Origin of the sequence: Streptomyces sp. Y2F8-2, from assembly GCF_014905555.1 — a bacterium.
Taxonomy (GTDB): Bacteria; Actinomycetota; Actinomycetes; order Streptomycetales; family Streptomycetaceae; genus Streptomyces; species Streptomyces cynarae.
This window is the reverse complement of sequence record NZ_BNGS01000004.1, coordinates 157920-183517: the sequence shown is the minus strand read 5'-3', so window position 1 is coordinate 183517 and position 25598 is coordinate 157920. Positions and strand designations below refer to the sequence as shown.

Genomic DNA, 25598 nt, shown 5'->3' with positions numbered 1-25598 from the left:
GACCCGCGATTGAAGCGAACAGGAGTGTTGCCACGCAGAGCGGGCACATGTCGTACGACAGACGCTTCACAAAGAGGGGCGGAGATGGAGATCTCGGGCATCATCAGTGCCATCGTCATCGGGCTCATCATCGGCGTCCTGGGGCGGCTCGTCGTCCCCGGACGCCAGCACATCGGCATCCTGTGGACGATCGTCGTCGGCATCGTGGCAGCTTTCATAGGCGCCGGGATCGCCGCCGCGGTCGGCGTGGCCGACACCAAGGGAGTGGACTGGATCGAGTGGCTCATCCAGATCGCTCTGGCGGCACTCGGCATCGCGGCGCTGGACCGGGCGAAGACAGCTCATCGCTGAACGGTCCATCGCCGAACGGTTCGTCCCGGGATACGCACCCCTGGACGCCGAGCCGTATCACCAACGGGGCCGATCGGGCTGATGTCACGCCCGATCGGCCCCGTTACGCGTGATCACCGGGTCGCCGGGTCGCCGGGTCGCCGGGTGGCCGGGTCGCCGGCCAAGCGTCGGTCGCGGCCGCGGCGGGCGCACTGGCGGCGCACTGGCGCCGCACTGGCGCCGCACTGGCGGACTGCACCGCGCCGCGGGCCCGCCTGCGCGCCCTCGCGGCGGCCGTCCGCGACCGGGCGATCACGCAGCCGCCCCGCTGTCTGCTGATCGAGGGCACCCCGGTGCCGGGCTGCGCCGCCCCACCCGACACTCGGCACAGCGCCCGTACGGTGCTCGGGCCGCTCCTGCCTGCTTCACCGACGCCGGGCCCTCGGCGGCGTTGCGGCCCCTGGCTCAGACGGCGGCCTGGGCGGCCAAGGACACGGCGGTGGCCGGGTGGGCCCGGGAGCACGCCCCGGAGGGGAGCGAGGGGACCGCCCCGACCGGGGCGTGCCGGCCTGGGCGCATCTGCACGAGGCCGTGGGCCATGAGGTCGCCGGGCAGATCCAGGCCATGGGGACGCCGGGAGCCCTGCCCACAGCGCGACGGAGGCTCTGGCGGACGCGTTCGGTCTGGACTGAGGGTGCGCCCCGTCAACGGCTCCCCACGACGGTCAGGGCTTGTATACGTAGGGCGTCGTGGTGGTCAGGGGTTCGAAGCCGAGGCGGGTCAGGATCGGACGGCTCTGGTCGGTCGCGTCGACCTGGATGTAGCGGTAGCCGCGGGAGGCCGCGACCTTGGCGCGGTGGGCGACCAGGGCACGGTAGAGGCCTCGGCCGCGCCAGTGGGGGACGGTGCCGCCGCCCCACAGTCCCGCGAAGCGGGTGCCGGGGACCAGTTCCAGACGGGCCGAGCTCACCGGTTCGTCGCCCGCGAGGGCCACCACGGCGACGACGTCGTCCCGGTCACCGGCGAGCCCGGCGAGAAGCCGGTGACGCAGCCGGGTGCCGTCCGTGCCGAAGGCCTTCTCGTGGACGTCCGTCACGAGGTCGACGCCCGCCGGACCGGTGACCGGCACGATCCGAATGCCGTCGGGCACCTCGACGTCGAGGGTCAGGTCGGCCGCTTCCGCGACCATCAGTGTCTCCTCGGGCTCGGGGGTGAACCCCGCCGCCCGCAGCCGCTCGCCGAGATCCACCGGGAGGTCGTGCCCGTACAGCTTCCATTCGAACTCGCGGCCGAGCCCGGTGAAGTACGCGATCTGCTCGGCGATCGCCGTGTCCGCCGTGGTCTCGTCCAGGTCCGACCAGACGACTCCGTTCCAGCCGTGCGGCGGGCCGGTCCGGCGGACCACCGCCGTGTCCCGCTCGACGCGGGCACCGGGCTCGTCGGGCCGCGCGCCCTGCCGCATGTCCCGGTCGTACAGGGCCAGTACGGCAGCGCGATCCATGGCTCACTCCAGCGTCCGGGGCAGGTGCTGGAACCGTAATACATCGTGACCATGGGGCGTTCGGCCCCCTGAGCGCCGACGCGTCCACCGACGTGGGAGCGGCGAACTAGCCGAGCTCCAGGGTGGTCACCCCGTACACACGCTCCTCGGCGAAGGACCTGACCGGTCCCGTGTACATGCGCGCTGTTTCGAACGACGGGGTGAGGCCCGCGCGTTCGGCGAGGGTGACGGCCGCCGTATTCGGTTCGGGGACGTCGACGGCGATCTCTCGTCCCGCGGCTTCGGCGGCCAGCGCGGCGAAAAGGGCGTCGGCGTCCTCGGCGCCGTCGGCGAACAGGGGGCCGATGCGCAGCCCGTCGCGGGCGGGCCGGATCACCGCGTAACCGGTGAGGCGGCCGTCACCGGGACGGACGAAGACCCGGTGGCCGGGGGTGGTGAGCCAGTGCTTCAGGAAGCCGGGGCGGTCGGCGGGGCAGCAGGCGCTGTCGTACGCCGCGATGGCGTCGAAGTCGGCCTTCTCGGCCGGGCGCACTCCGGACACGGGCTCCCCGGCGGGGACGGTTCCGGTGAACCGCACGGTGCGGTGGGCCGGTTCGAAGCCGGAACGGCGGTAGTTGTCCTGCTGGGCGACCACGCCGTCGAGGCCGACCGTACGGTCGCCGGCGTGGGCCAGCCCCGTCTTCCAGGTGGTCAGTCCCAGGCCGCGACCGCGCAGGTCCGGCCGTACGAGGTAGCAGCCCAGGAAGGCGTAGTCGGTGCCGTAGGTGACGACGGAGACCGCCGAGACGGGCTCGCCGTCGAGCCGGCCGATGAAGAAGCCCTCGGGGTCCTGGGCGAAGAAGGCGGCGCCGTCGGACAGACCGGGGTTCCAGCCCTCGTCCGCGGCCCAGCCGCTGATCACCGGCCAGTCGTCGAGCGTGGCCCGGGTGACGACCAGGTCATCGGGACCCGCAGAGCTCATCGTCGCGCTCCCTTCCATGGGGGGGTCGGGCGCGGCGGAGGGACCGGCCGCGTCGCCAGCATCTTTCCCGATGCGGGGGAGGTGCACCAGCGTGGGCCCGCCGACTTCTGCCACGGCCAATTTCCCTGGCGTGGGCGGTTGTTGAGACCTGACGTCGGGAAGGCGGGCAAGGCCTTCAGGTCCGGGTTCACCCGTGCGGGGCGTCCACCGCAGCCTCGTGTTCCATGGCGGACGGTGGCGCGAGGGCGTGCGGTACGCCGTTCTTCGGGGCGACCCGGCCGCCGTCGCACCGCATTGGCACCGAGGGTGCCGAAGGCCCCGCCGCCGGTCGGTGCGGCGGGGCGTTCCGCTGATGTGTCGGGTCGGCTGGTGACCCGGCAGGCAGAGTTCGCCCGTCAAGGAGCGGAGTCCGGTGCGTGCTCCTGGCCGGCCTTCGCGACGGGGCGAACGCTGCCCGTGGGGGCGCTAGCGGGTCGCTGACGACCGGAAGCGCCGGTACAGCAGCGTCCCGCCGAGCAGCAGGGCCCCGCTTCCCGCGAGCGCGGGCAGGGTCACGTCCGCGCCCGTGTGGGCGAGGGTGACCTGGGCCTGCTGCACCGGGGGCGCCGTCCGTACGGGGGTGTGCGCCTTCGGCGGTACGGCGGGACGGGCCGTGCTCGAGGTGTTCGTGGAGGTGTTGCCCACCGACGCGTTGCCGGCCCCGGCGACGCTGACCGAGTTGCCGGTGACGTTCACGGGGATGTCGACCGGGAGTTGCAGGCCGTTGCCGGCGAGGACGCCCGAGGAACCCTTTCCGCCGGTGTGCGCGGTGGCACCGCCCCCGGACACCGCCCCCTGCCCGCCGCCGGAGCGGCCCGCGCCCCGGTTCTCGCAGGCGTTTCCCGCCGCAGGGTTCAGCAGCCCCACGACGTCCACGGTGTTGCCGCACACATTGACCGGCACGTGCACCGGGACCTGGAGGGTGCTGCCGGAGATCAGCCCGGGCGAACCCGCCGCCGTACCGTCCGCCGCGGAGTCCGCGTGCGCCGGCAGCGCCACGGCCATCGCCCCCGAGGCGGCGGCCACGGCGATCAAACCATTCCGGGTAACCCGATTCATAGGTTCCCTGCCTTCCAGACATGGTCGCGAGCACTCGCCCGCACCCCATAAAACGCAGACGAACCATCCGAGTTATGGCTTATCTGCCTTTCACCCCATCGAGTGGCACGGTTGTCGAACCGACGGGAAGGCCGTCGCGGACGGCGGCACCATGCTCACGGGGGTCTGCCGCCGAACGGCAGCTCGTGCGGCCCGGAGCCGCCGACCGAGCAGGGCTCAGGTCAGGGAGAGCTCCGGGGTGTAGAGGTCCAGCCAGAGGGCCAGGTCCAGGGCCCGTTCCAGGCCGTGGCGCGAGGCCTGGGTGATCTGCGGGGTGTCGCGGTGGGCGGCCCGGCGCAACCGTTCGCGGTCGACCAGGTCGAACACGGGGTGGGAGGGGCGGGCGAGGAGGTCCTTCGCGTGTTCCTGGAGGGCGAGGGCGTACTTGGGGTCCTGGGTGGAGGGGTAGGGGCTCTTGACCCTGTCGTACACGGACTTCGGGATCAGGTCCGCGGCCGCCTCCCGCAGCAGGCTCTTCTCGCGTCCGTCGAAGGACTTCAGCGCCCAGGGCGTGTTGTAGACGTACTCGACGAGCCGGTGGTCGCAGAACGGCACCCGCACCTCCAGGCCGACCGCCATGCTCGTACGGTCCTTGCGGTCGAGCAGGACCCGTACGAAGCGGGTCAGGTGCAGGTGGCAGATCTGCCGCATCCGGTACTCGAAGTCGCTCTCACCCTCCAGGCGCGCGATGTCCGCGACGGCCGTGCGGTAACCGTCGGCGATGAACGCCTTGAGGTCCAGGGTCTCGGTGAGGTCGGGGCGCAGGACGTCGGCGTCCTCGCCCCAGTCCCGGCCGTAGCGGACCAGCCAGGGGAAGGTGTCGGCGCGGCGTGCCTCCTCGTCGAAGAACTGCTGGTAGCCGCCGAAGACCTCGTCGGCGGACTCACCGGACAGCGCGACGGTGGACTGCTCGCGGACCGCCTGGAACAGCAGGTAGAGCGAGGTGTCCATGTCGCCCAGACCCATCGGCAGGTCGCGGGCACGGATGACCTTGGCGCGTACGTCGAGGTCGGCGAGGGCCTGGGCGTCGAGCACGATGTCCTGGTGGTCGGTGGCACAGGCGCGGGCCACGTCGTGCACGAACGGCGCGTCGGGGGTGGCGCGCAGTTCGTCGGCGACGAAGTGGTCGGCCTGTCCGACGAAGTCCACGGCGAAGCTGCGCACCTTCTCGCCGTGCACGGCCAGTTGCCGAGCGGCGAGCGCGGTCATCGCGGAGGAGTCGAGGCCGCCCGACAGCAGGGTGCAGCGCGGTACGTCGGCGACGAGCTGGCGGCGCACGATGTCCTCGAGCAGCGCGCGGACGGTGGCGATGGTGGTGTTGCGGTCGTCGGTGTGCGGCCGGGTCTCCAACCGCCAGTAGACGCGCCGGTGTACGCCCTGCCGGTCGACGGTGACGACGGTGCCGGGCTCCACCTCGCGCATGCCGTCCCAGACGGCGTGTCCGGGCGTCTTGACCAGGGTGAACAGCTCCCGCAGTCCGTCGAGGCGGACGCGGGCGGGGGCCAGCGGGTTGGCGAGGATCGCCTTGGGTTCCGAGCCGAAGAGGACGCCGTCGGAGGTCGGGTGGTAGTAGAAGGGCTTGATGCCCATGCGGTCGCGGATCATCACGAGTGTGTCGCGGCGGCCGTCCCAGACGGCGAAGGCGTACATGCCGTTGAGACGCTCGGCGAGCGCGTCGCCCCACTCGAGGTAGGCGCGCAGAACGACCTCGGTGTCCGAGTCGGTGGTGAAGCGGTGGCCCAGGGCGGTCAGTTCACGGCGCAGCTCGGTGAAGTTGTAGGTCTCCCCCGAGTACACGAGCGCGACGGTGCCCTCCGGGGTCTCGGCGGTCATCGGCTGGCGTCCGCCGGGCAGGTCGATGATCGCGAGCCTGCGGTGGCCGAGGGCGGCGGCACCGCCGATCCAGGTGCCGCTGTCGTCGGGACCCCGGCAGGCCATGGTCCGCGTCATCGCCTCCAGTGTCGCGGTCTCGGTCCGCAGATCGCGGTCGTAGGAAACCCACCCGGTGATGCCGCACATGTTGGTGCCTCCCGCGTCCCATCGCCGGGGACACCGCGTTCACCTGCGGCTTCGCCAGCATCGAGCGTGACCCCGACAAACCAGTTGCATTAAGCAGTTATATGTCGAGCGTGTGTCATGCCGCCACACGCGGTCAACGCGTCCGCCACCCGACCGGGCTTGCTGTCCCCGCTGTTTCGGCCGGGTTTTACGTCTCGTGTACGCACCGATGAGCTTCATCCAGGGGCGCGGCCGTCAGGTCTCGGCCACAGGCAAAGAGTTTCCCAACGTTCCGGCTCCTCTCGGGGGGGCCGCCGGCGCACGGGACGGCGCCACCGCGCAGCCGAATGCCACAGTAATCACTTTGAACCCAATTGCCCCGAATGCCCGACAAGCGAATCGGTCCTAAGGTGCTGATATGGAGCATGCCCTCAGTCCCACGACTCTCGCGGAACTGCGCCGGCCACGGCCCTACCCCGCGGTGTCGGTGCTGACGCCCACGCACCGCCGCGCGACCGAGCACGCGGAGGACCGGGTACGGCTGCGCAACGCGCTGGCCGACGCCAAGAAGCAACTCGAAGCCGATCCGGCGGTCCCCAGGGAACGCCGTATCGACGTCGCGGACCAGCTCGACCGGGCGCTCGCCGAGGTCGACCTCGGACACGCCGAGGACGGCCTGGTCATCTTCGCCGCACCGGGCGAACACCAGGTGTGGTCGCTGGCCCGCACGGTGCCCGAGCGCGTGGTGCTCTCGGACACCTTCCTGACCCGCAACCTGGTGGCCGCGCAGGTCGCCGAGCGGCCGTTCTGGGTGCTCACCGTCTCGGCCGACCGGGTGGCGCTGTGGAACGGCGGTGCCGGCCACGTCGCGGAGGAACGCACCGGCGGCTTCCCGCTGACCCGGAGCCGGGAGAACTTCGACGCCGAGCGCCAGATGCAGATCGGCGACATGCCGAGCACGTCCCGCGACGAGACGACCCGCCGCTTCCTGCGCGACGCCGACAGCGCCATGAGCAGGATCATGCGCCGGTATCCGCGCCCCCTCTACGTCGCCGGCGAGCAGGCCACGCTGTCCGTTCTGGACGAGCTCGGCACCGTCACCAGGGACGCGGTCCACGTCCGCCACGGCGGACTCACCCACGGCACCCCCGACGCCGTGTGGCAGGCCGTCCAGCCGGTGATCGCCGCCGAGGAGCACAGGACCGTCGAGACGGTCAGCCGGGAGCTGGAGTCGGCCCGCGGTCGCAAGGCGTTCGCCGCCGGCGTCGACGAGGTCTGGCAGAACGCCTCCGACGGACGCGTCCGGCTCCTGGCGGTGGAGGAGAACTACCGCGTCACGGTCCGCGCCGACGGCGGCGACCATCTGGTGCCGGCCGAGAGCGGCGACCTGGACGCCCGCGAGGACATCGTGGACGAGATCGTGGAGCGCTGCCTGGACACCGGTGCCGACGTCCGCTTCGTCCCCGACGGCGCCCTGGGCGACGCACAGGGGATCGCCGGGGTGCTCCGCTACTGAGCCGCTCACCTGCCGAGGCTTCTGCCGAGGCCGTCCTCTCCGCGGTCTACCCTGCCGGGAACGGTCCGCGGAGAGGGAGGGCGGGAGCACATGGGCGATCTGCTGGGCGTGGCGGTACTGGGTGCGGGGCACATGGGCGCCGACCACATACGCCGGCTGGACCGCGTGGTGAGCGGCGCGAGGGTGGTGGCCGTGGCGGATCCCGAGACGGACCGTGCCGAGGAGGCCACGGCCGGTGTCGAAGGCGTATCGGTGCACGCCGACCCCGAGGCCGCGCTGGACGCGCCCGGCGTCCAGGCCGTGCTGATCGCCTCGCCGGGCCCGGCCCACGAGGAGGCGCTGCTCGCGGCCTTCGCGCGCAGGCTGCCGGTGTTGTGTGAGAAGCCGCTGGTGCCGGACGCGGCCGGGGCGCTGCGCGTGGTGGAGGCGGAGTCCCGGCTCGGGCGGCGCCTCACGCAGGTGGGGTTCATGCGCCGCTACGACGCAGAGTACCTGCGGCTGAAGTCGCTGCTGGACAGCGGCCGACTGGGGAGGGCGCTGATGTTGCACTGCACGCACCGCAACGTCTCCTCACCTCCCGGTTTCACCACCGCCATGCTGATCAACAGCTCCGTCTCGCACGAGATCGACGCCGCCCGCTGGCTGCTGGGCCAGGAGCCGACCGCGGTGACCGTGCTGCGCCCCGGGCCGTCCTCGAACGCTCCACACGGCCTGCTCGACCCTCAGTTCGTGCTGTTCGAGACGTCGGGGGGCGCCCTCGTCGATGTGGAGATCTTCGTCAACAGCGGCTTCGGTTACCAGGTGCGCTGCGAGGCCGTCTGCGAGGGCGGCAGCGCCCGCATCGGCGACGGTCACTCCATGGTCGTCACGACCGCGGACGGCGCGCGTGAGGAGGTCGCGCAGGACTATCTCGTCCGGTTCGCCGACGCCTACGACCGCGAGGTACAGGCCTGGGTCGACGCCACCCGGCAGGGGCGGGTCACCGGGCCCTCGGCGTGGGACGGCTATGCGGCCTCCGTGGTCGCCGAGGCGGGCGTGCGGGCGCAGGCGAGCGGCGCCCGGGAGGCGGTCGCCCTGGCACCGCGCCCCGAGCTGTACGGGGGCGATGACCGCTGACCGCCGCAGCGGACCCGTACACGCATTCATCACCCGTACACGTGCACGATCTGACGTCTGTACCGGGAACGTCAAGTGGCGTACCCTCCCTACGACTTGCCCGGCCGGACCGGCCCGTCACCGGCTCCGACCACTTCTTCCGCAAGCCTTTGGCATATGCCAGAAGCACCACCGTATCGGGTGTTGCCAAATCCCTTACGCCCCGTCGTCGGCTGTGCCACAGTCGTAACGGTCCTTCCGCCGGACCTGGTCGAACCGTCCCCGCATCGGAGCGCGTCATGCCACCCCATCTCTCCGCGGACCGCCCCGCCCCACCGCCACCCGGCCGCGACTCGGTCGACGCGCTCATCTCGCAGACCCGGCGGCTGCGCGGCGATGTGGACGCCGTACGGCGCGAGGCACCCGAGGACGGCACGGACCCCGAGGGCCGGTGGCAGCGGGCGCTGTGCGACCTCGCACTGCACCAACTCAACGACCTCGACGCCCACTTGGAGCAGCTGCGCGACGGCCCGCCACCCGTGCCCGCCGGTCCTCCCGCCCCGCCCGTCGGCTCCCTGCTCAGCCGGGTCGGCAGCGCGGAGTGGAACCTGCTGACCGACGAGGCGAGTTGGTCGGGCGAGCTGTACCAGATCCTCGGCCGCGAACCCTCGTCCCCCGCGCTCACCCTCGACGAACTGCCCTCGCTGGTGCACGACGAGGACCGGCCGCTGCTGACGGCGATGGTGACGGACTGCCTGGTCGACGGCAAGCCCATCGACGGGGAGTTCCGGATCCGTCGCCCCGACGGCGAGGTCCGCACGGTGCACATGATGGGCGAGCCGGTGCTCGACGTCGACGGCAGCACCGCCTCGATGTGGGCCGTGCTGCGGGACGTGAGCGAACTGCGCCGCAGCCAACGGACGGTACGCGAGACCGGCGACGCGATGCAGCGCCACCAGGCCCGGACCGAACACCGGCTCGCGGCCGAGCTCCAGGAGGCCGTGCTCCCGCCGCGGCGCGGCTCGCTACGGCTCCCCCGACAGGGCACCGGCGCCCTGGACCTGGCCGCCCGCCATCTTCCCGCGTCCGCGAGCGCGCCGATCGGCGGCCACTGGTACGACGCGTTCGACCTGCCCGACGGGGACACGCTGCTCGGCGCCGGCGACCTCACCGGACACGGTATGGCCGTGGCCTCCGGCATGGCGACCCTGATCGGTGCCCTCCGGGGCATGGCCATGGCCGGCACCGCGCCAGGCCGACTCCTGGGCTGGCTCAACCAGCTCCTGGACGCCTCCGACCAGCCGGCCCTGGGCAGCGCGGTGTGCTGCCGCTATCGGCCCGCCACGCGCAGCCTGAGCTGGGCGCAGGCAGGGCACCCCGCCCCGTTGCTGTTCCGCGACGGGACGGGGCGCGTGCTGGCCGGACCCGAGGGCGTCCTGCTCGGGGCGAGGCCCCAAGCCGCCTACGGGCAGGCCGAGGAGACGCTTCGGGAAGGCGACCTGCTGCTCCTGCACACCGACGGGCTGGTCCCGCGGCACACCGGCACGGAGGCCGTGCAGAGGCTGCTCGACCTGGCTCCGCGCCTCCGCGCGGACCGCACGGCCCAGGACTGTGTACGCACTGTCGTGGAGGAGTTCGGCGAGAGCGGGCGCGAGGACGACGCGTGCGTGCTCGTCGCCAGGGTGGTCTCCTGACTGTCAGGGAGACGGGGCAGGACGGCTCCGCCCTGTTGCCGACACGGACCCACCGGCCCGCTATGCCTGCGCCCGGTTGCCGCCTCTCGGCTTGGACACGCCCTTCGGAAGGGCCTGTTCGATCTCCTCACGCAGGTCCTGGATCCTCGGATAGCTCGAGTACTGCGCGGTGAGCCGGTACATCTCACGCAACCGGTCCCAGGTGCGCTGGGAGGAGTTCGCCCCCATGGACGTCAGGGCCAGGCGGGCGTAGCGGTCGGCCTGTTCGGGGTCGTCGGCGATGAAGCAGGCGGACGCCATGGAGATGTGGTCGAAGATCTTCGACCGGTCCCGGCCGGTTCCACGCAGCTCCAGCGCCTCCTTGGCGTGGCGTTGCGCGATGAGGGCCGCGCCGGGCTCGTGTTCGGCGAGGGTGCGGTAGGCCAGGGCCTGCATGCCGTGCAGGTCCGCCTCGTCGAACATCTGCATCCAGCTCGGCGGGGGAACGTCCCCCTTGTCGGAGACGAACAGGTCCTCCGCCTCGCCGAGGGTGCGCCGCATGGCCTGTCCCTTGCCCATCGACGCCTGCGCCCAGGCCTCGATGGTGCAGAGCATGGCCTTGGTGCGCGGCAGCACCTCGTCGCCGGAGCCCGACCTGGCGAGCTGCATCAGGTCCAGGGCGTCGTCGGGACGGCCGAGGTGCACCATCTGCCGGGCGGCGCGGGAGAGCGCCTCCCCGGCGCGGGGCCGGTCGCCGCCCTCGCGGGCCGCGTGCGCGGCGATGACGAAGTACTTCTGCGCCGTGGGCTCCAGGCCGATGTCGTGCGACATCCAGCCCGCGAGAACGGCGAGGTTGGCGGCGACGCCCCACAGGCGGCGCTGCAGATGGTCGGGGTGGCGGTAGGCGAGCATGCCTCCCACCTCGTTGAGCTGTCCCACGACCGCCTTGCGCTGGAGGCCGCCGCCGCGGGCCGCGTCCCAGGCCCGGAACACCTCCACCGAGCGCTCCAGTTCCTCGACCTCCTGCGACCCGATGGGGGCGGCCTCGTAACGGTCGAACCCGGCGGGGTCGGCGTGCAGGGGGTCGTCGTAGCGGGGGGCGTCGGCCGCCAGGGCCGGATCGGTGCGCAGCCAGTCGTGCATGGCGCTGCTGAGTGCGGATCCTGCGGCGAGCGCGGCACCCGCGCCCACCAAGCCGCGTCGGTTGAGCATGAGGTCCATTCCCGTGAATTCGGTGAGGACCGCAGCCGTCCGCTCGGGCGCCCATGGCACTCCGTCGGGGTGCTTCGCACTCCCTTCGTCACGCCGTCTCCCCGTGCGCCCGTGCCGGACCAGACCGAGGTCCTCGATGGTCACGACACGGCCGAGTCGCTCGGTGAACAGCGCCGCCAGCACCCGCGGCACGGGATCGCGCGGGATCTCTCCCGTGTCGATCCAACGCCGCACCCGGGAGGTGTCGGTCGCCAGCTGGGGGTGGCCCATGGCCGCCGCCTTCCGGTTGACCATCCTCGCGAGTTCACCCTTGGACCAGCCGGTCAGGCCGAACAGGTCCGCCAGGCGGGTGTTGGGTTGTCCGCTCACATCAAGCCCCCAGGTTCTCGGCTGAGTTGACAGTAGCCCGCTGTCAGTTGCAGCGGGACTATTCGCCAGGGTTCGCCAGGGTGCGCCAGATGGTGTGCCACGGCCCATCGGGTGTCAGGTAGGAACGCGCCACCCCGACCCGGTCGCCGCAGGGACATTCCCCAGGGTGCGCCGGCGGCGGCCGGGCCGGGCGGGCGCGGAATTCGCAGGCACACGAAGGGATCTGTCTCACCTATGTACGCAGCATCGTCCTCCGTGTCCGCCCCGCCCCGGCCGCTGCGCCCCCGCCCGGGCGCCGGCGGCCCCTACCTCGAGCCCGCGCGACCGGCGGCCCCCGTGCTCGGTGCCGGCATGACGCGGCGCGTCCCGGGCGTCGGCACCCAGCCGCTCAGCGGGAGAATCGACTTGTCAGGCCCCCAGGGCGCGCAACTGCGCACGGCGATCGCCTCGGTGCACCGCATCTGCCCGGAGTTCACACCGGTGCAGGTACTGCGCCGAAGCGGGCGCTCCGTGCTCCTCGTCGGCACCACGGGGCGCAGTACGGCCGTGGCCAAGTGTTTACTCGACCACTCCCCCATCTGGTCCGAGCGCTTCAGGCACGAGATAGCGGCATACCGGTCGTTCGTCCGGCACCGCCCTCCGGTCCGGGCGCCTCGACTGATCGCGGCGGACCCTGACAACTGCACCCTGGTCATCGAGCGGATGCCCGGCCGGGTGGCCGCGCTGCAGCGGCATCCGGTGGAGGCGCCGCCGCGCGCGGACATCCGGGCGGCACTGGGCGCGATCTGCCGGCTGAACGCGTGGCGTCCCCCGGCGGGCACGTTCGGCGCCCCGCTGGACTACGCGGAGCGGATCTCGCGCTTCCACGATCTGGGGCTGCTCACGGACCGGGACATGGGCGATCTGCAGAAGCTGCTGCACGGCATCGCCCACGCGGCGGGCCGGCAGGGCATGGGCCAGTTCTGCCACGGCGACGCCCTGCTGTCGAACGTCCTGCTCTCGCCGGCGGGCCCGGTGCTGCTGGACTGGGAGCACTCGGGCTGGTACCTGCCCGGGTACGACCTGGCGACGCTGTGGGCCGTCCTCGGCGACGCCCCGGTGGCGCGGCGTCAGATCAGCCAGATCGCACAGTCGGCGGGACCGGCGTCGCGCGACGCCTTCCTGGTGAACCTGATGCTCGTCCTGACCCGCGAGATCCGCACGTATGAGACGGCCGTGCAGCGTTCGATGCACGACACGACCCCGGCGGCACCGGGAGTGGCCCACCCCGGCGCTGCGCCGTCCGGCGAGGAGCAGCGGCTGCTGCTGCGGCGGCTGCACGACGACTGCCAGATGGCCCGGCGGGCCGTACGAGCGGCGGTCGGCACTCGCTGACGGGGACGTAGGTCCGCGGAGCGCTCACGAAAGTGGCGCACCGCGGACCTTCGTCGTGTCCGGCCGGCCAGGGACCTTCGGCGGCCCTGCGGTCGGCTCATTGGTCCACGCCAGTGACGCCCCGCAGGCCCTGTCACCGCCGCCGCGAAACTCCCGGCAACCGCTGCTGACGTGGGAATTCGCTGATGCACGGGCATGATTGACGGATCGTCGGTCACCGAGTACCACTGACGGACGTTCGGCCCCCGCACGCCCCAGAGCGCCCGACCGTCCCAGGAGGCTGCATTGCGAGGATCCGCCACCGACCCCCATGCCCCCGCCGGGCACAGACGCACCTCCAGGACCGCGGGCGCCGTCGCCTCGGCGGCACTGCTGCTGCCGCTGCTGGGCGCCGCCCCGCCCACCGGGCAGGACACCCCCGCCGGCCTGCAGAGCGCGTTCGCCGCCGCGTCCGCCCAGTACCACGTACCGGGGAGCGTGCTGCTCGGCGTCTCCTACCTCCAGTCCCGCTGGGACACACACGGCGGCGCGCCGAGCGTCGCGGGCGGTTACGGCCCCATGCATCTCACGGACGCCCGCACCGCGATCGCCACCGAGGCGGCGCACCACAGCGAGGGCGCGGACGACGCCCGCGGCGACGAGGCCCGTCCCCTGCCGCTGCCCACCACGCAGGTGCCGGCCGACGCGCAGGTGCCGGCCCGGCTGAAGACGCTGGCCCGGGCCGCCACGCTCACCGGCCTGCCGGCCGAGCGGCTGCGCACCGACCCGGCGGCGAACATCGCGGGCGGGGCCGCCCTGCTCGCCGCCGCGCAGCAACACCTCGGCGAGCCGCTGAGCGCCGACCCGGCCGACTGGTACGGGGCGGTGGCGGAGTTCTCCGGCGCGGACGACACCGCCACGGCGGCCGCGTACGCGAACGACGTCTTCACGGTGCTGCGCGAGGGCGAGCAGCGCATCACGGACACCGGTGAGAGCGTTCGGCTCGCCGCGGAGCCGGGCCTCGCGCCCGACACCGCACAGTTGGGGCGCGCCGGGCTGCGCGCGGCCGACGCGGACGGGACCGAGTGCCCGAGGAGCGTGTCCTGCGAGTGGATCCCGGCACCGTACGCGCAGTTCGGCGACAACGACTACGGCAACCACGACCTGGCGGACCGGCCGGCCTCGCAACGGATCAGGTACATCGTCATCCACGACACGGAAGGCCAGTGGGACGGCGTCCTCAAGCTGATCCAGGACCCGGCCTATGTGTCGTGGAACTACACCGTGCGCTCCACGGACGGACTGATCGCCCAGCACGTGAAGGCGAAGGACGTGGCCTGGCACGCGGGCAACTGGTACGTCAACGCCGCGTCGGTCGGCATCGAGCACGAGGGGTTCCTCGCCTCGCCGGACGCCTGGTACACGGAGGCGATGTACCGCTCGTCGGCGCGGCTGGTGAGGTACCTCGCCGGGAAGTACGGCATCCCGCTGGACCGTCAGCACATCCTCGGCCATGACAACGTTCCGGGCCCGACGTCGTCGTACATCCCGGGGATGCACACGGACCCGGGCCCGTACTGGGACTGGCGGCACTACTTCGAGCTGCTGGGCAGGCCGTTCCACGCCACGGCCGGGCCGAAGGGCGGGCTGGTGACGATCCTGCCGGACTACGCGGCGAACCAGCCGCCGTACACGGGCTGCGCCACCGCGGGCGAGCCCTGCGCGGCGCACGGCTCCAGCGAGGTCCGGCTGTACAGCGCTCCTGACGAGTCCGCGCCGCTGATCAAGGACATCGGCCTGCACCCCAAGGGCGGCGACTCGACGATCGACGTGAACGACGTCGGCTCGCGAGCCTCCACGGGCCAGCGGTACGCGGTCGCGGACCGGGACGGGGACTGGACGGCGATCTGGTACCTGGGCCAGAAGGCGTGGTTCAGGAACCCGAAGAAGCGGCCCACGGCGGTGAACGCGTCCGGATTCGTGGTGACGCCCAGGGAAGGTCTCACGGACATCCCCGTGTACGGCCGCGCCTACCCCGAGAAGGAGGCGTACCCGGAGGGGGTACCCGTGCAGTCGGTCTCGGCGCTGCCGTACCGGCTGCCGGCGGGCCAGCGGTATGCGATCGGCGGCGTGGTGCCGGGCGAGTACTACTACGCGACCACCTTCACCACGGACTCGCACCGGGTGGTGGCCGGTGAGGACCTGTACTACGAGATCCAGTTCGGCCACCGAGTGGCGTTCGTCCGGGCGGCGGACGTGCGGGTGGTGCCGTCGGCGTCGTAGGACGAGAGGAAGGGCCGGGACCACGGGTGGTCCCGGCCCTGAAGTGCCTTCGGGCGTGTCTGTCAGCCCTGCTGGAACAGCTCCGCGGGCAGGGGCTTCAGCAGCGCGTACAGGTCGTCGGTGATGGGGCGGTCCCAGGCGGCGATGGTCACCAGGACGCCGTCGCTGCGGTCGAACTGGACGCAGGAGATCCGGCTCTCGGAGAGCTTCAGGCGGCGCACGATGAGGAGGTTGTCACCCTGCATCACCGGGATGTCCTCGCTGCCGACGACGGTGACCTCCTCGTCGTTCTCCAGCGCGAGCAGCAGCTGGGCCACCTCGAAGGGGACCTCGCCCTCGGCGACGTCGCGGGCCGGGGAGCCCTCCGGCAGATTACCGATGATCATCGCGGGGCCGCGACCGCCGAAGAGGTCGTAGCGCAGGAAGACGCCCTGGCAGCTCCCGTCGGGCGCGGGCAGCAGACCGGCACCGAGATTGCCCGGCCAGTCACCCGGGTCCATGGCCAGTACGTCGAAGTCGGGCCCGGCGGGGGTGGCACTGCGGCGGCGGAGGAAGGACATGCCGCCATGGTACGTGCCCGACCGCGAAACCGGGCCCGTCCCCTGGCGAGGCCCGATGACGCTCCGCCGAGCGTGAGCCGATCATGCGCGCCGCGTTTGAGCCGATCACGCTCCGCCGAGCGGGACGCGCCGCGCGATCACCCGGCGCCGGCTGATCCGCCAACCGTCCCGGCCGCGTACGACCGTGTCGTCGTAGGTCACGCTTCCGCAGGTACCGTCCGCGTGGACACCGAGACCCTTGGACAGGGCGCGCACCTGCCCGGGGGTGATCTCGGTGAGGACGACGTTGGTGATGTGGTGCGCGACCGGGTTCGCCGCGCCGAGGGCGAGGGACGCCTCGCGGATGGCGGCGATGCCGGCCAGCGGCTCCTGGCCGAAGTCGGTGACGTCGTAGACGACGTCGTCGGTGAACAGTTGGTCGAGCCGGTCCAGCTCACCGGCGTCGAACAGGTGCCCGTGCAGGGAGAGCAGCTCGGTGACGGCCGTCCGGTCGTCGGCGTTCAGTGCCATGGCCTTCCACCTCCGGCATGATCATGCCACCGGGCCGGGTCGGTCGCGGTGTGTTCGCCCCGTTCATCCGGTCGGTTCCACGTCGGGTGGGATCACCGCGACGGGGCACGCCGCGTGCAGCAGGACCGCCTGGGTCACCGAACCGAGCATGCGGGCGGGAGCGAGGAGGCGGCGGCGGTGGCGGCCCACCACGACCAGTTCGGCGCCCCAGGACGCCGCGACGAGGTGGCCCGCCGCGTCGCCGGGGGGCGTGGAGAGGTCGGCCGGCACATCCGGGTGTTGTGCGTGCTGGGGGCCCAGGAGGCCCGCGGCCAGGGTCCGGACCTCGTCCTCGACGGCGTCCTCGTCGACGGCCGGAGGCATGAGTTCGCCGGGCGCCGGCCAGATCTCCAACGGCGGCCAGGGGTGGGTGGCGATCACGTGCAGCCGGGCGTCGCGGCGGGCCGCCTCGGCGAACGCGAAGGCGAGGGCGGCCTCGGCGGGGCTGTCGACGTGCAGACCGACGACCACACGCCGACCGGGCGCGACGGGCGGCCCTTCGTGCACCTCACGGCCCGGGCGCGGCACCACGACCACCGGGCAGGCGCTGTCGCGTGCGGCGGCCAGGCTCGTGGAGCCCAGCAACAGGGCGGCGAAGCCGCCGCGGCCCCGCGAGCCCAGCACCATCAGCTGGGCGTCGGCTCCGAGTTCCGGCAGGACCGCAGCCGGGAAGCCGTCCACCACCAGGTAATCGGTGACCGGACGGTCGGTTCTGTCGTCCAGACGCGCCCTGACCTCCTCGAGCACCGGGTCCTCGGCCGGCGCCGGGGGTCCGGCGACCAGGGCGCCGGGCTGTGCCCAGGGCCCGTACTGCCGCACATGGACCACGCGCAGCGGTGCCGCGCGCAGCCGTGCGGCGGTCAGTGCCCAGTCCAGGGCGCGCAGACTGTCGTCCGATCCGTCGACGGCCGCGATGACCGGCTCGGTACTCATGGAATCCTCGCCTCCGGGACGCGGCTGTGTTCGGAGCTCTCAGAACTCAGCCTGACGCAGAGGGCGGCCCGGGGGCGGGTTCACCGGCCGCGTGTCCGGAGATCCGGCAGCGGGGAAGGCCTCGGCGGGCGAGGACTCAGGTGAGGTCGAACTCCCCCTCCCGTGCTCCCGACACGAAAGCGCCCCACTCCGCGGGGGTGAAGATCAGGGAAGGGCTCTCGGGGCGGCCGCTGTTGCGCATCGCGATGAAGCCCTCCACGAAGGCGATCTGGACATCCCCGAGCCCTCGGCTGCTGGACTGCCACTCGGCGGTGCTGAGGTCCAGCTCCGGCTTGTCCCAGCCCGTCGGCGGGTGCTGCTGGATGGTGCTCTCGGCCACGTCCGTGCTCCTCCCGGTTCGTCGTCCGCGGCCAGCCTAGCGATCGCATCGCACGGCCGACAGGGCACGTGAGGGGGATGCGTTCAGGAACTCGGCGGCCGGTCGGAGGGGGATGCGTTCAGGAACTCGGCGGCCGGTCGCCGACCAGCCACATGGAGAAGAACTGCGCCCCCCCGCCATAGGCGTGCCCGAGCACCCGGCGGGCCCCGTCCACCTGGTGTTCCCCGGCCTGCCCGCGCACCTGGAGCGCCGCCTCCGCGAAGCGGATCATGCCGGATGCGCCGATGGGGTTGGTGGACAGCACCCCGCCCGACATGTTGACGGGGAGGTCTCCGTCGAGTTCGGTCACGCCGGCTTCGGTGAGCTTCCAGCCCTCGCCCTCGTCGGCGAAGCCGAGGTTCTCCAGCCACATCGGTTCGTACCAGGAGAACGGCACGTAGATCTCGGCCGCGTCGATGTCCCGGCGCGGGTCGGAGATCCCGGCCTGCCGGTAGACGTCGGCGGCGCAGTCCTTTCCGGCCCGGGGTGAGACGAAGTCCTTGCCCGCGAAGAGGGTCGGCTCGCTGCGCATGGCGCCGCCGAGCATCCAGGCGGGCGGCCGGGGCGAACGGGCCGCCCCCGCACGGTCGGTGAGCACCATCGCGCAGGCGCCGTCGGAGGAGGGGCAGGTCTCGGAGTAGCGGATGGGGTCCCACAGCATGGGTGAGGACTGCACCTTCTCCAGCGTGATGTCGTGCTCGTGCAGATGCGCGTACGGGTTCTTGAGCGCGTTGCGCCGGTCCTTGTACGCGACCAGCGAGCCGATGGTGTCGGGGGCGCCGCTGCGCCGCATGTACGCCCGTACGTGCGGCGCGAAGAAGCCGCCCGCGCCGGCCAGCAACGGCTGCTGGAAGGGGATCGGGAGCGACAGGCCCCACATGGCGTTGGACTCGGACTGCTTCTCGAAGGCCAGCGTCAGGACGGTGCGGTGGACACGGGCCGCGACCAGGTTGGCGGCGACGAGCGCGGTGGAGCCGCCGACCGAACCGGCCGTGTGCACCCGCAGCATGGGCTTGCCCACGGCGCCGAGGGCGTCGGCGAGGTAGAGCTCCGGCATCATCACGCCCTCGAAGAAGTCGGGCGCCTTCCCGATGACGACGGCCTCGACGTCCGTCCACGTCAACCCGGCGTCGTCCAGGGCACGTCCGGCGGCCTCCCTCACCAGCCCCGCGATCGACACGTCCTGGCGCGCCGCCACGTGCCTGGTCTGGCCGATCCCTATGACTGCCACGGGTTCCTTGCTCATCGGGGATCCCCTTCGAGTACGGCGACCAGGTTCTGTTGCAGACACGGTCCGGAGGTGGCGTGGGCCAGGGCGCGGTCGGACTCGCCGCGGTGGATGCGGGCGGCGGCCTCGCCGACGCGGATGAGCCCGGCGGCCATGATCGGGTGGGCGGCGAGGGCGCCGCCCGAGGGGTTGACCGTGACGCTGTCGTCGAGGCGCAGCGCCTTGCGCAGGATGACCTCCTGGGAGGTGAACGGGGCGTGCAACTCGGCGGTGTCCACGGCCCGTTCGAAGGCGCCGGCCTTCTCGGCGGCGAGTCGCGTGGACGGCGAGTCCGTCAGGTCGCGCACGCCGAGCCCGTGCGCCTCGACACGGTGGTCGATGCCCCGGATCCAGGCGGGCCGTGCGCACAGCTCCCGGGCCCGCTCCCCCGTCGCGAGGATCACTGCGGCGGCTCCGTCACCGATCGGCGGGCAGTCACCGGTGCGCAACGGCCGTACGAGGTAGTCACCCTGGAGCATGGAACCTCGGAGTTGGGCACGCGAGTTGCTGCTCGCGGCCGCGCGGTTGCGGGCGGCAACGGCGGCCAGGGCCGGCTCGTCGGTCTCCCCGGCGTCGATGAGCGCCTGTGCCTGGAGGGCGGCCAGGGCCACGGAGTCGGGCCACAGGGGGGCGACGTAGTAGGGGTCGAGCTGCCGGGTGAGCACGTCCCGTACGGAGCCGGGTGAGGACTTGCCGTAGGAGTAGACGAGCGCGGTGTCGGCGTCGCCGGTGAGCAGCTTCGTCCACGCCTCGTACAGCGCCCAGGCGCCGTCCATCTCGACGTGCGACTCGGAGATCGGCGGCCAGGCGCCCACTCCGTCCAGGGCGAGGGTGAAGGAGAAGGCGCGGCCGGCGAGGTAGTCGCTGGAACCGGAGCAGGTGAAGCCGATGTCGGCGGTCTTCAGGCCGGTCCGCTCCAGCACCTCGTGCAGGACCGGCATGAGCATCTCCACCTCGGAGAGCTCCTCGCTGGTGCGCCGGTGGGCGGTCTGGGCGAAGGCGACGACGGCGATCTCGCGGGTCACAGCAGCTCCTTGTACGAGTCGTAGTCGGCGTCGGGTTCACCGGTGGGCCGGTAGTGGTCGGGGTAGCGCGCCCCCTCGGTCCACACCGGCTCGACCCGCAGTCCCATGCGGACCTGGTCGTAGGGGATGCCGCCGATCCGGCCGTGCAGCGCGAGATCGGCGCCGTCCAGAGCGATGTGCGCGTAGACGTACGGCACTTCGATGTCGAGGTTCTTCGCCTTGATGTTGACGATGCAGAAGGTGGTGACCGTGCCGCGGGGACCCACTTCGACCTGTTCGTGTGTGGCGACACCACAGGTGGGGCAGGCGCCGCGCGGCGGTACGTACACCTTGCGGCACTTCGGGCAGCGCTCTCCGACGGTGCGTCGTGCGGCGAGGGCGCCTATGTAGGCGCACTGGGCGCGGCCCGGCGAGTAGGTGTAGTCGAGGCGAGCCGGGGCGACGATGCCGGTGATCGCGTCCTCGAACTCGCCGTCGTGGCGCCCCGGTCGGGCCGGTTCGCCGTCGTACGGCTCGAAGCAGGCGATGTCCGTGATCGCGCCGGAGCGCTCCTCGGCCCAGCGGATGCGGACCCGCAGGCCGGTGCGGACGGCTTCGGGGCCGGGGGCGTCGAGGGCGTGCAGCAGGGCGGTGTCGGCGCCGTCGAGCTTCACCAGCACCCAGGCGAAGGGGCTGGACAGGGGCTGACCGCGGCGGGGCTCGTGGTTCCACGCCCAGGTGGTGACCGTGCCGGTGGGGGCGACCTCGACGAGGTCGCGGATCTCCTCGGCGGTGACGGGGTCGTACTCGACGGGCGGGACGAGGGTGCGGCCGTCGCGGGTCCTCACCCCGAGGACGACGCGTTCGCGCAGGCCGGTGAGGAAGGCGCTCTGGACGGGGCCGAGGGAGCGGGTGAAGGGGAACTCGACGACGAGAGGGGCTTTGAGGACTCCGGGCATCCTTACGGACTCCTTCGGTGGGTCAGGCGCGCTTGTAGACGGGTGGGCGTTTCTCCGCGAAGGCGCGGGCGCCTTCCCTGGCGTCCGCGGTGTCGAAGACGGGCCAGCCGCGCCCCAGTTCGGCGGCGAGCCCCTCGGTCTCCGTCATCTCTGCGGTCTCGTACACGGACGCCTTGACGGCCTCGACCGCCAGCGGCCCGCAGCCGTTGATCCGTTCGGCGATCTCCAGTGCCTCGGTGAGGGCGGTGCCGTCGGGCACGACATGGCCGACGAGTCCGATGGCGGCGGCCTCGTGCGCGGAGTAGGGGCGCCCGGTGAGCAGCATCTCCAGGGCGTGGGTGCGCGGGATCTGCCGCTGGAGGCGGACCGTGGAGCCGCCGATCGGGAACAGTCCGCGCCGGACCTCGAACAGGCCGAAGGTCGCGGACTCGGCCGCCACGCGGATGTCGGTGCCCTGGAGGATCTCGGTGCCGCCCGCCACGCAGGGCCCCTCGACGGCGGCGATCACCGGCTTGCGGGGGCGGTGGTGGCGCAGCATCGCCTTCCAGTGCAGATCGGGGTCGGCGTCGAGCCGCTCGCGGTATCGCCGCCCTTCCATGCCCTTTCCGGCCAGGGCCTTGAGATCCATCCCCGCGCAGAAGGAGCCGTCGGCGCCGGTGAGCACGATCGAGCGGACGGTGTCGTCCGCGTCTGCCTCGACCCACCCGTCGTAGAGCCCCACCAGCATCGGCAACGAGAGCGCGTTCCTGGCCTCGGGCCTGTTGAGCGTGAGCACCAGTGTGGCGCCTTCGCGCTGCACGGTGAGGTGTTCGGTCCCACCCATCGCTTCCTCCCGTCTGCAGAACGAGAACAGGTTGCAGGAGGGGTGGAACAAGGACAAGAGTTTTCTGACAGTCAGTCAGATTTCTTGGCCCAGGACTCTTCACAGTTGCGCCGGGCTTTGCTCTGATGACCGGCGAACCGTCGGATGCGTCCCTTTCGCCGTGCGGGACCGAGCTCAGGAGGAACGGTGGAGTACAACCTTGCCGACCTGTTCGAGTCGGTCGTCGACGTGGCCGCGGACCGCGAGGCGCTGGTGTACGTCGACCACCCGGGCACGGGTGCGGAGCGCCGTCTCACCTACGCGGAGCTGGACCGGGCGGCCAACCGCATCGGGCACCATCTGCTGGACGCGGGGATACGTCCGGGGGAACACCTGGGGCTGCATCTGTACAACGGCGTCGAGTACCTGCAGACGGTGCTGGGCTGCCTCAAGGCCCGGATCGTGCCGGTCAATGTCAACTACCGGTACGTGGAAGAGGAGTTGCTGTACCTCTACCGAGACGCGGACCTGGTGGCGCTGGTCTTCGACGCGGAGTTCACCGACCGGGTCGCGGCGGCGCTGCCCGGGGTGGAGAAGCTGCGGCACCTGGTGCGGGTGGGAACGCCCGCGCCGGGGTCGGCCGCGCTGCCCGCGGTGGACTTCGCCGGCGCCGAGGCCGCCGGGTCGCCCGAGCGGGGCTTCCCGGCCCGCTCGGGCGACGACCAGTTCATCATCTACACCGGTGGCACGACCGGCATGCCGAAGGGCGTGATGTGGCGGCAGGAGGACCTGTTCTTCTCCGGCCTGGGCGGCGGCGCCCCGACCGGCGAGCCGGTCGGCAAGCCGGAGGAGCTGGCCGAGCGGGTCGCGGCCGGCGGCTACGGCATCACGTTCTTCCCCACTCCCCCGCTGATGCACGGCACGTCCACCCTCACGGCGTTCATCGGCTTCCACTTCGGCCAGCGGGTGGTACTGCACCGCAAGTTCGTGCCGGAGGAAGTGCTGCGGACGATCGAGAAGGAGAAGGTCACCAGCGTGTCGCTGGTGGGCGACGCGATGCTGCGGCCGCTGATCGACGCGTTGAGCGGGCCGATGAAGGGCACCGACTGCTCGTCCCTGTTCAGCGTGTCGTCGTCCGGGGCCATCATGTCGGAGACCGTGCGCGCGCAGTTCCAGGCGCTCGTCCCGAACGCCCTGCTGCTGAACAACTTCGGGTCCTCGGAGTCCGGTTTCAACGGCACCGCGACCGCCGACTCCGGCCCGGACCGGGGCTTCCGCATCCGGGTCAACTCCCGTACGCGGGTGGTGGACCCGGTCACCCACGAGCCGGTGCCGGCCGGTGAGGTCGGCCGCATCGCGCAGCGCGGCCACGTACCGCTCGGGTACTACAACGACCCGGGGAAAACCGCGGAGACGTTCTTCGAGAAGGACGGCGAGCGCTGGGTGCTGCTCGGCGACATGGCGACGGTCGACGAGGAGGGCGTCGTCACCGTCCTGGGACGCGGCTCGCAGTGCATCAACACCGGCGGCGAGAAGGTGTACCCGGAGGAGGTCGAACAGGCGCTCAAGTCGCATCCGGACGTGTACGACGCCCTGGTGGCCGGGGTCCCGGACGCGACGTGGGGCAACCACGTGGCCGCGGTGGTGCAGGTACGCCGGGGCGCGGCACGTCCCTCCCTCGAGGACATCCAGGCCCACTGCCGGACACGGCTCGCGGGCTACAAGATCCCGCGCCAGCTGGTCGTCACGGAGGTCGTCCGGCGCTCGCCGAGCGGCAAGGCGGACTACCGCTGGGCCAGGGAGGTGGCGGTGGCGGCGGACCGCTCCGCGCACCGGTGACGGGGGCGGGGCGTCTCACCTCCTTCTCATCGGGCCCCTCGCCGGGACTGTGGTTCGGGACCGATGTCGCGGGGCCGCGGCCGTCAGGGCTCGGGCAGTTCAGGAACCCGAGCCCTGGTCGATCGGCGCAGAGGGTTGTCAGGTGCGGTAACCGGCGCTCTCCCGGTGGTCCGGCATCGCGCCGAGCCGCTCGAAGCGCTCCTGGACGTTGGCCGCGAAGGCCTGCTGCTCGGAGCCCGGGTAGCTCTGTCCGGTGCTCTGCATGGCCACCGTCAGGACACCGCTGATCGGCGCCCCGGGCGACGTACGCACCGGTGTGCACAGGAAGGTGAACTCCTGCGGCCGTGGATCGTCGTACGTGGTGAGGGAGACCTGGGACAGCGTGGTGGCCTGCCCGGTGCGGTAGGCGTCGTCCATCGCGTTGAAGACGCCTATGGCCTCCAGGCCGGGCAGCACCATCCGGCCGGGGCTGAACTGGGGAACCATGCCGAAGGCGGCGCCCTGCTTGCCGTTGGCGTAGCGCAGCAGGTGGTTGGGGCCCTCGGTGAGCATGATGGGGAAGGGTGCGCCGTCGAAGACGGCGAACAGCTCCTGCTGCTGGGCCAGCAGGCTGTCCCGCAGTTTGAAGTCGGACAGCAGCGTCTGGCTCAGTTCCTGCATGCCCTCGCGCAGGCCGCGGTCCCAGGCGCGGGGCTTGAAGTCGGCGACGCACACGGTGCCCAGGATCATGCCCGTGTTGTCGCGCAGCGGAGTGCCGAGGTAGGAGCGCACGCCCAGGTCGTTGACCAGGGGGTTGCCCTTGAAGCGGGGGTAGTCGAAGACGTCGTCCAGGGCCAGTTGGGACCCCTGGGCGACCACATGGGGGCAGAAGCCGTAGTCGCCGGGGGCCTCCCGGGAGAGGTTGCTCAGGTCGAAGGCGATCCCACCGCCGTCGGGGTTCACCTTGTCGTCGGGCGACGCGGTGGGCACGTACATGCCGCGGAACATCTGCCGCTCGTCGTTGATGAAGTTGACCATGGCCAGAGGTGACTGGGTGAAGCTGGCCGCCAGCCTCGCGACACGGTCGAACGTGGCTTCTGCCTCGACGGTGTTGAGGCCGAGAACCTGCAGTCTTAGCTTCCGTTGTTCACCCGCGAGCCGGGCCTGGTCAGGAGAGAGGGGATCCATGGGATCAGATGAAAGCAGAATCCCGGCTTCCGCGGATCGCCCCACCCGCTGATTTCCGTGTCACTTGACTCACGCACAACGCTTCGCGGACCCACGGGACTTGATCGGACCGCCGCCGCGACCACCGCGCCCGCGCGGGGGCACACAGATGCCCAAACCGGGATTCTGTCCAAATATTTCCAGGTTTCAACCTGCGACGATAACTTCCCGCCATTCCTTGAGCGTCCATCGAGCGGAAACGATCCGGCGTACGACAATCGTGCGGCGGGCTGGTTTTCGACGTCGGCGCATTTCATCCGAACTTCCACGCGATGATCGAACTTTGGTTCGGATTCCCGTGGGCTGTGACGGACGGGACATGTCGCCGCTGGTGCGGCCCGTGTGTAATGGGTTCGTGCGATGCACCTGCGAGAGAGGGCACGGCAGCGTGGGGCAAGAACGGTTCGAGCTGCGGACCGCCCGTCACCAAAGAGAGCGACAGCGCCGTTTCGGCCAGGGCGCCATGCGCGGTTTCCCGCCAAGATCCATGCCGTTCCTGACATCCCGCTGTCCCGCCCCGGTGAGGGTCTGTCCGACGACAGGCCCCAGGGGGCGCCAACCTGCTCGAGAAGCTCTGCTGTCCGACGGACGAGCCCGGTACGACGGCGTACCGGACTCCTGAGCGGACCGTCC

21 protein-coding genes are annotated in these 25598 nt (G+C 71.8%); 7 read left to right on the top strand and 14 right to left on the bottom strand.

Annotation, left to right across the window (positions count from 1 at the left end; genetic code table 11):
* The first annotated feature begins 84 nt into the window (after positions 1–84).
* Complete coding sequence (locus SY2F82_RS15190) at positions 85–351, top strand: GlsB/YeaQ/YmgE family stress response membrane protein (RefSeq protein WP_200419602.1); 267 nt, start codon at positions 85–87, stop codon at positions 349–351.
* Between the two features lie 703 nt (positions 352–1054).
* On the opposite strand, the gene SY2F82_RS15185 is transcribed toward SY2F82_RS15190, so the two are convergent.
* The 4 genes from SY2F82_RS15185 to asnB form a co-directional block, all read right to left on the bottom strand.
* Complete coding sequence (locus tag SY2F82_RS15185; protein ID WP_200419601.1) at positions 1055–1831, bottom strand: GNAT family N-acetyltransferase; 777 nt, start codon at positions 1829–1831, stop codon at positions 1055–1057.
* 106 nt (positions 1832–1937) lie between these two features.
* Positions 1938–2792 (bottom strand): GNAT family N-acetyltransferase, encoded by an 855-nt coding sequence (locus tag SY2F82_RS15180; RefSeq protein ID WP_200419600.1) that lies wholly within the window; start codon positions 2790–2792, stop codon positions 1938–1940.
* A gap of 465 nt (positions 2793–3257) precedes the next feature.
* Positions 3258–3890 (bottom strand): chaplin, encoded by a 633-nt coding sequence (locus SY2F82_RS15175; RefSeq protein ID WP_200419599.1) that lies wholly within the window; start codon positions 3888–3890, stop codon positions 3258–3260.
* 216 nt (positions 3891–4106) lie between these two features.
* Entirely contained in the window at positions 4107–5948 is a 1842-nt protein-coding gene (asnB, locus tag SY2F82_RS15170) for an asparagine synthase (glutamine-hydrolyzing) (RefSeq protein WP_200419598.1), read from the bottom strand.
* Positions 5949–6345: 397 nt separating this feature from the next.
* Here asnB and SY2F82_RS15165 point away from each other — a divergent pair, with 397 nt between their 5' ends.
* The 3 genes from SY2F82_RS15165 (at position 6346) to SY2F82_RS15155 (ending at position 10232) form a co-directional block, all read left to right on the top strand.
* On the top strand, positions 6346–7443 hold the full coding sequence (locus SY2F82_RS15165) for a chemotaxis protein (protein ID WP_200419597.1): 1098 nt from the start codon (positions 6346–6348) through the stop codon (positions 7441–7443).
* A gap of 90 nt (positions 7444–7533) precedes the next feature.
* A complete protein-coding gene (locus tag SY2F82_RS15160) occupies positions 7534–8559 on the top strand; it encodes a Gfo/Idh/MocA family protein (protein WP_200419596.1) in 1026 nt (341 codons plus the stop codon).
* 278 nt (positions 8560–8837) lie between these two features.
* A complete protein-coding gene (locus SY2F82_RS15155; RefSeq protein ID WP_200419595.1) occupies positions 8838–10232 on the top strand; it encodes a PP2C family protein-serine/threonine phosphatase in 1395 nt (464 codons plus the stop codon).
* Between the two features lie 60 nt (positions 10233–10292).
* Here the strand turns inward: SY2F82_RS15155 and SY2F82_RS15150 are convergent, their stop codons facing one another.
* On the bottom strand, positions 10293–11792 hold the full coding sequence (locus SY2F82_RS15150) for a hypothetical protein (RefSeq protein WP_200419594.1): 1500 nt from the start codon (positions 11790–11792) through the stop codon (positions 10293–10295).
* A 234-nt stretch (positions 11793–12026) separates the two neighbouring features.
* Here SY2F82_RS15150 and SY2F82_RS15145 point away from each other — a divergent pair, with 234 nt between their 5' ends.
* Entirely contained in the window at positions 12027–13166 is a 1140-nt protein-coding gene (locus SY2F82_RS15145) for an aminoglycoside phosphotransferase family protein (protein ID WP_200419593.1), read from the top strand.
* A gap of 285 nt (positions 13167–13451) precedes the next feature.
* Positions 13452–15428 (top strand): N-acetylmuramoyl-L-alanine amidase, encoded by a 1977-nt coding sequence (locus tag SY2F82_RS15140; RefSeq protein ID WP_200419592.1) that lies wholly within the window; start codon positions 13452–13454, stop codon positions 15426–15428.
* A 62-nt stretch (positions 15429–15490) separates the two neighbouring features.
* Here SY2F82_RS15140 and SY2F82_RS15135 read toward each other — a convergent pair whose 3' ends face one another.
* The 8 genes from SY2F82_RS15135 to SY2F82_RS15100 form a co-directional block, all read right to left on the bottom strand.
* Complete coding sequence (locus SY2F82_RS15135; protein WP_200419591.1) at positions 15491–15988, bottom strand: hypothetical protein; 498 nt, start codon at positions 15986–15988, stop codon at positions 15491–15493.
* Positions 15989–16093: 105 nt separating this feature from the next.
* On the bottom strand, positions 16094–16498 hold the full coding sequence (locus tag SY2F82_RS15130; RefSeq protein WP_200419590.1) for a nuclear transport factor 2 family protein: 405 nt from the start codon (positions 16496–16498) through the stop codon (positions 16094–16096).
* A gap of 63 nt (positions 16499–16561) precedes the next feature.
* Positions 16562–17470: a universal stress protein gene (locus SY2F82_RS15125; protein ID WP_200419589.1), complete on the bottom strand. Its 909-nt coding sequence runs from the start codon at positions 17468–17470 to the stop codon at positions 16562–16564.
* Positions 17471–17606: 136 nt separating this feature from the next.
* Positions 17607–17849 (bottom strand): DUF397 domain-containing protein, encoded by a 243-nt coding sequence (locus tag SY2F82_RS15120; protein WP_200419588.1) that lies wholly within the window; start codon positions 17847–17849, stop codon positions 17607–17609.
* A 118-nt stretch (positions 17850–17967) separates the two neighbouring features.
* Positions 17968–19134, bottom strand: coding sequence for a thiolase domain-containing protein (locus tag SY2F82_RS15115; protein WP_200419587.1), 1167 nt, complete (start codon positions 19132–19134; stop codon positions 17968–17970).
* Positions 19131–20180 (bottom strand): thiolase domain-containing protein, encoded by a 1050-nt coding sequence (locus SY2F82_RS15110; protein ID WP_200419586.1) that lies wholly within the window; start codon positions 20178–20180, stop codon positions 19131–19133. The genes SY2F82_RS15115 and SY2F82_RS15110 overlap by 4 nt, the downstream gene beginning before the upstream one ends.
* Positions 20177–21118: a Zn-ribbon domain-containing OB-fold protein gene (locus SY2F82_RS15105; protein ID WP_200419585.1), complete on the bottom strand. Its 942-nt coding sequence runs from the start codon at positions 21116–21118 to the stop codon at positions 20177–20179. Before SY2F82_RS15105 ends, SY2F82_RS15110 begins: the two co-directional genes overlap by 4 nt.
* A gap of 22 nt (positions 21119–21140) precedes the next feature.
* Complete coding sequence (locus SY2F82_RS15100) at positions 21141–21941, bottom strand: crotonase/enoyl-CoA hydratase family protein (RefSeq protein WP_200419584.1); 801 nt, start codon at positions 21939–21941, stop codon at positions 21141–21143.
* 186 nt (positions 21942–22127) lie between these two features.
* Here SY2F82_RS15100 and SY2F82_RS15095 point away from each other — a divergent pair, with 186 nt between their 5' ends.
* On the top strand, positions 22128–23759 hold the full coding sequence (locus SY2F82_RS15095) for an acyl-CoA synthetase (protein ID WP_200419583.1): 1632 nt from the start codon (positions 22128–22130) through the stop codon (positions 23757–23759).
* Between the two features lie 138 nt (positions 23760–23897).
* Here the strand turns inward: SY2F82_RS15095 and SY2F82_RS15090 are convergent, their stop codons facing one another.
* Complete coding sequence (locus SY2F82_RS15090; protein ID WP_200419582.1) at positions 23898–24926, bottom strand: GAF domain-containing protein; 1029 nt, start codon at positions 24924–24926, stop codon at positions 23898–23900.
* Positions 24927–25598: the final 672 nt, after the last annotated feature.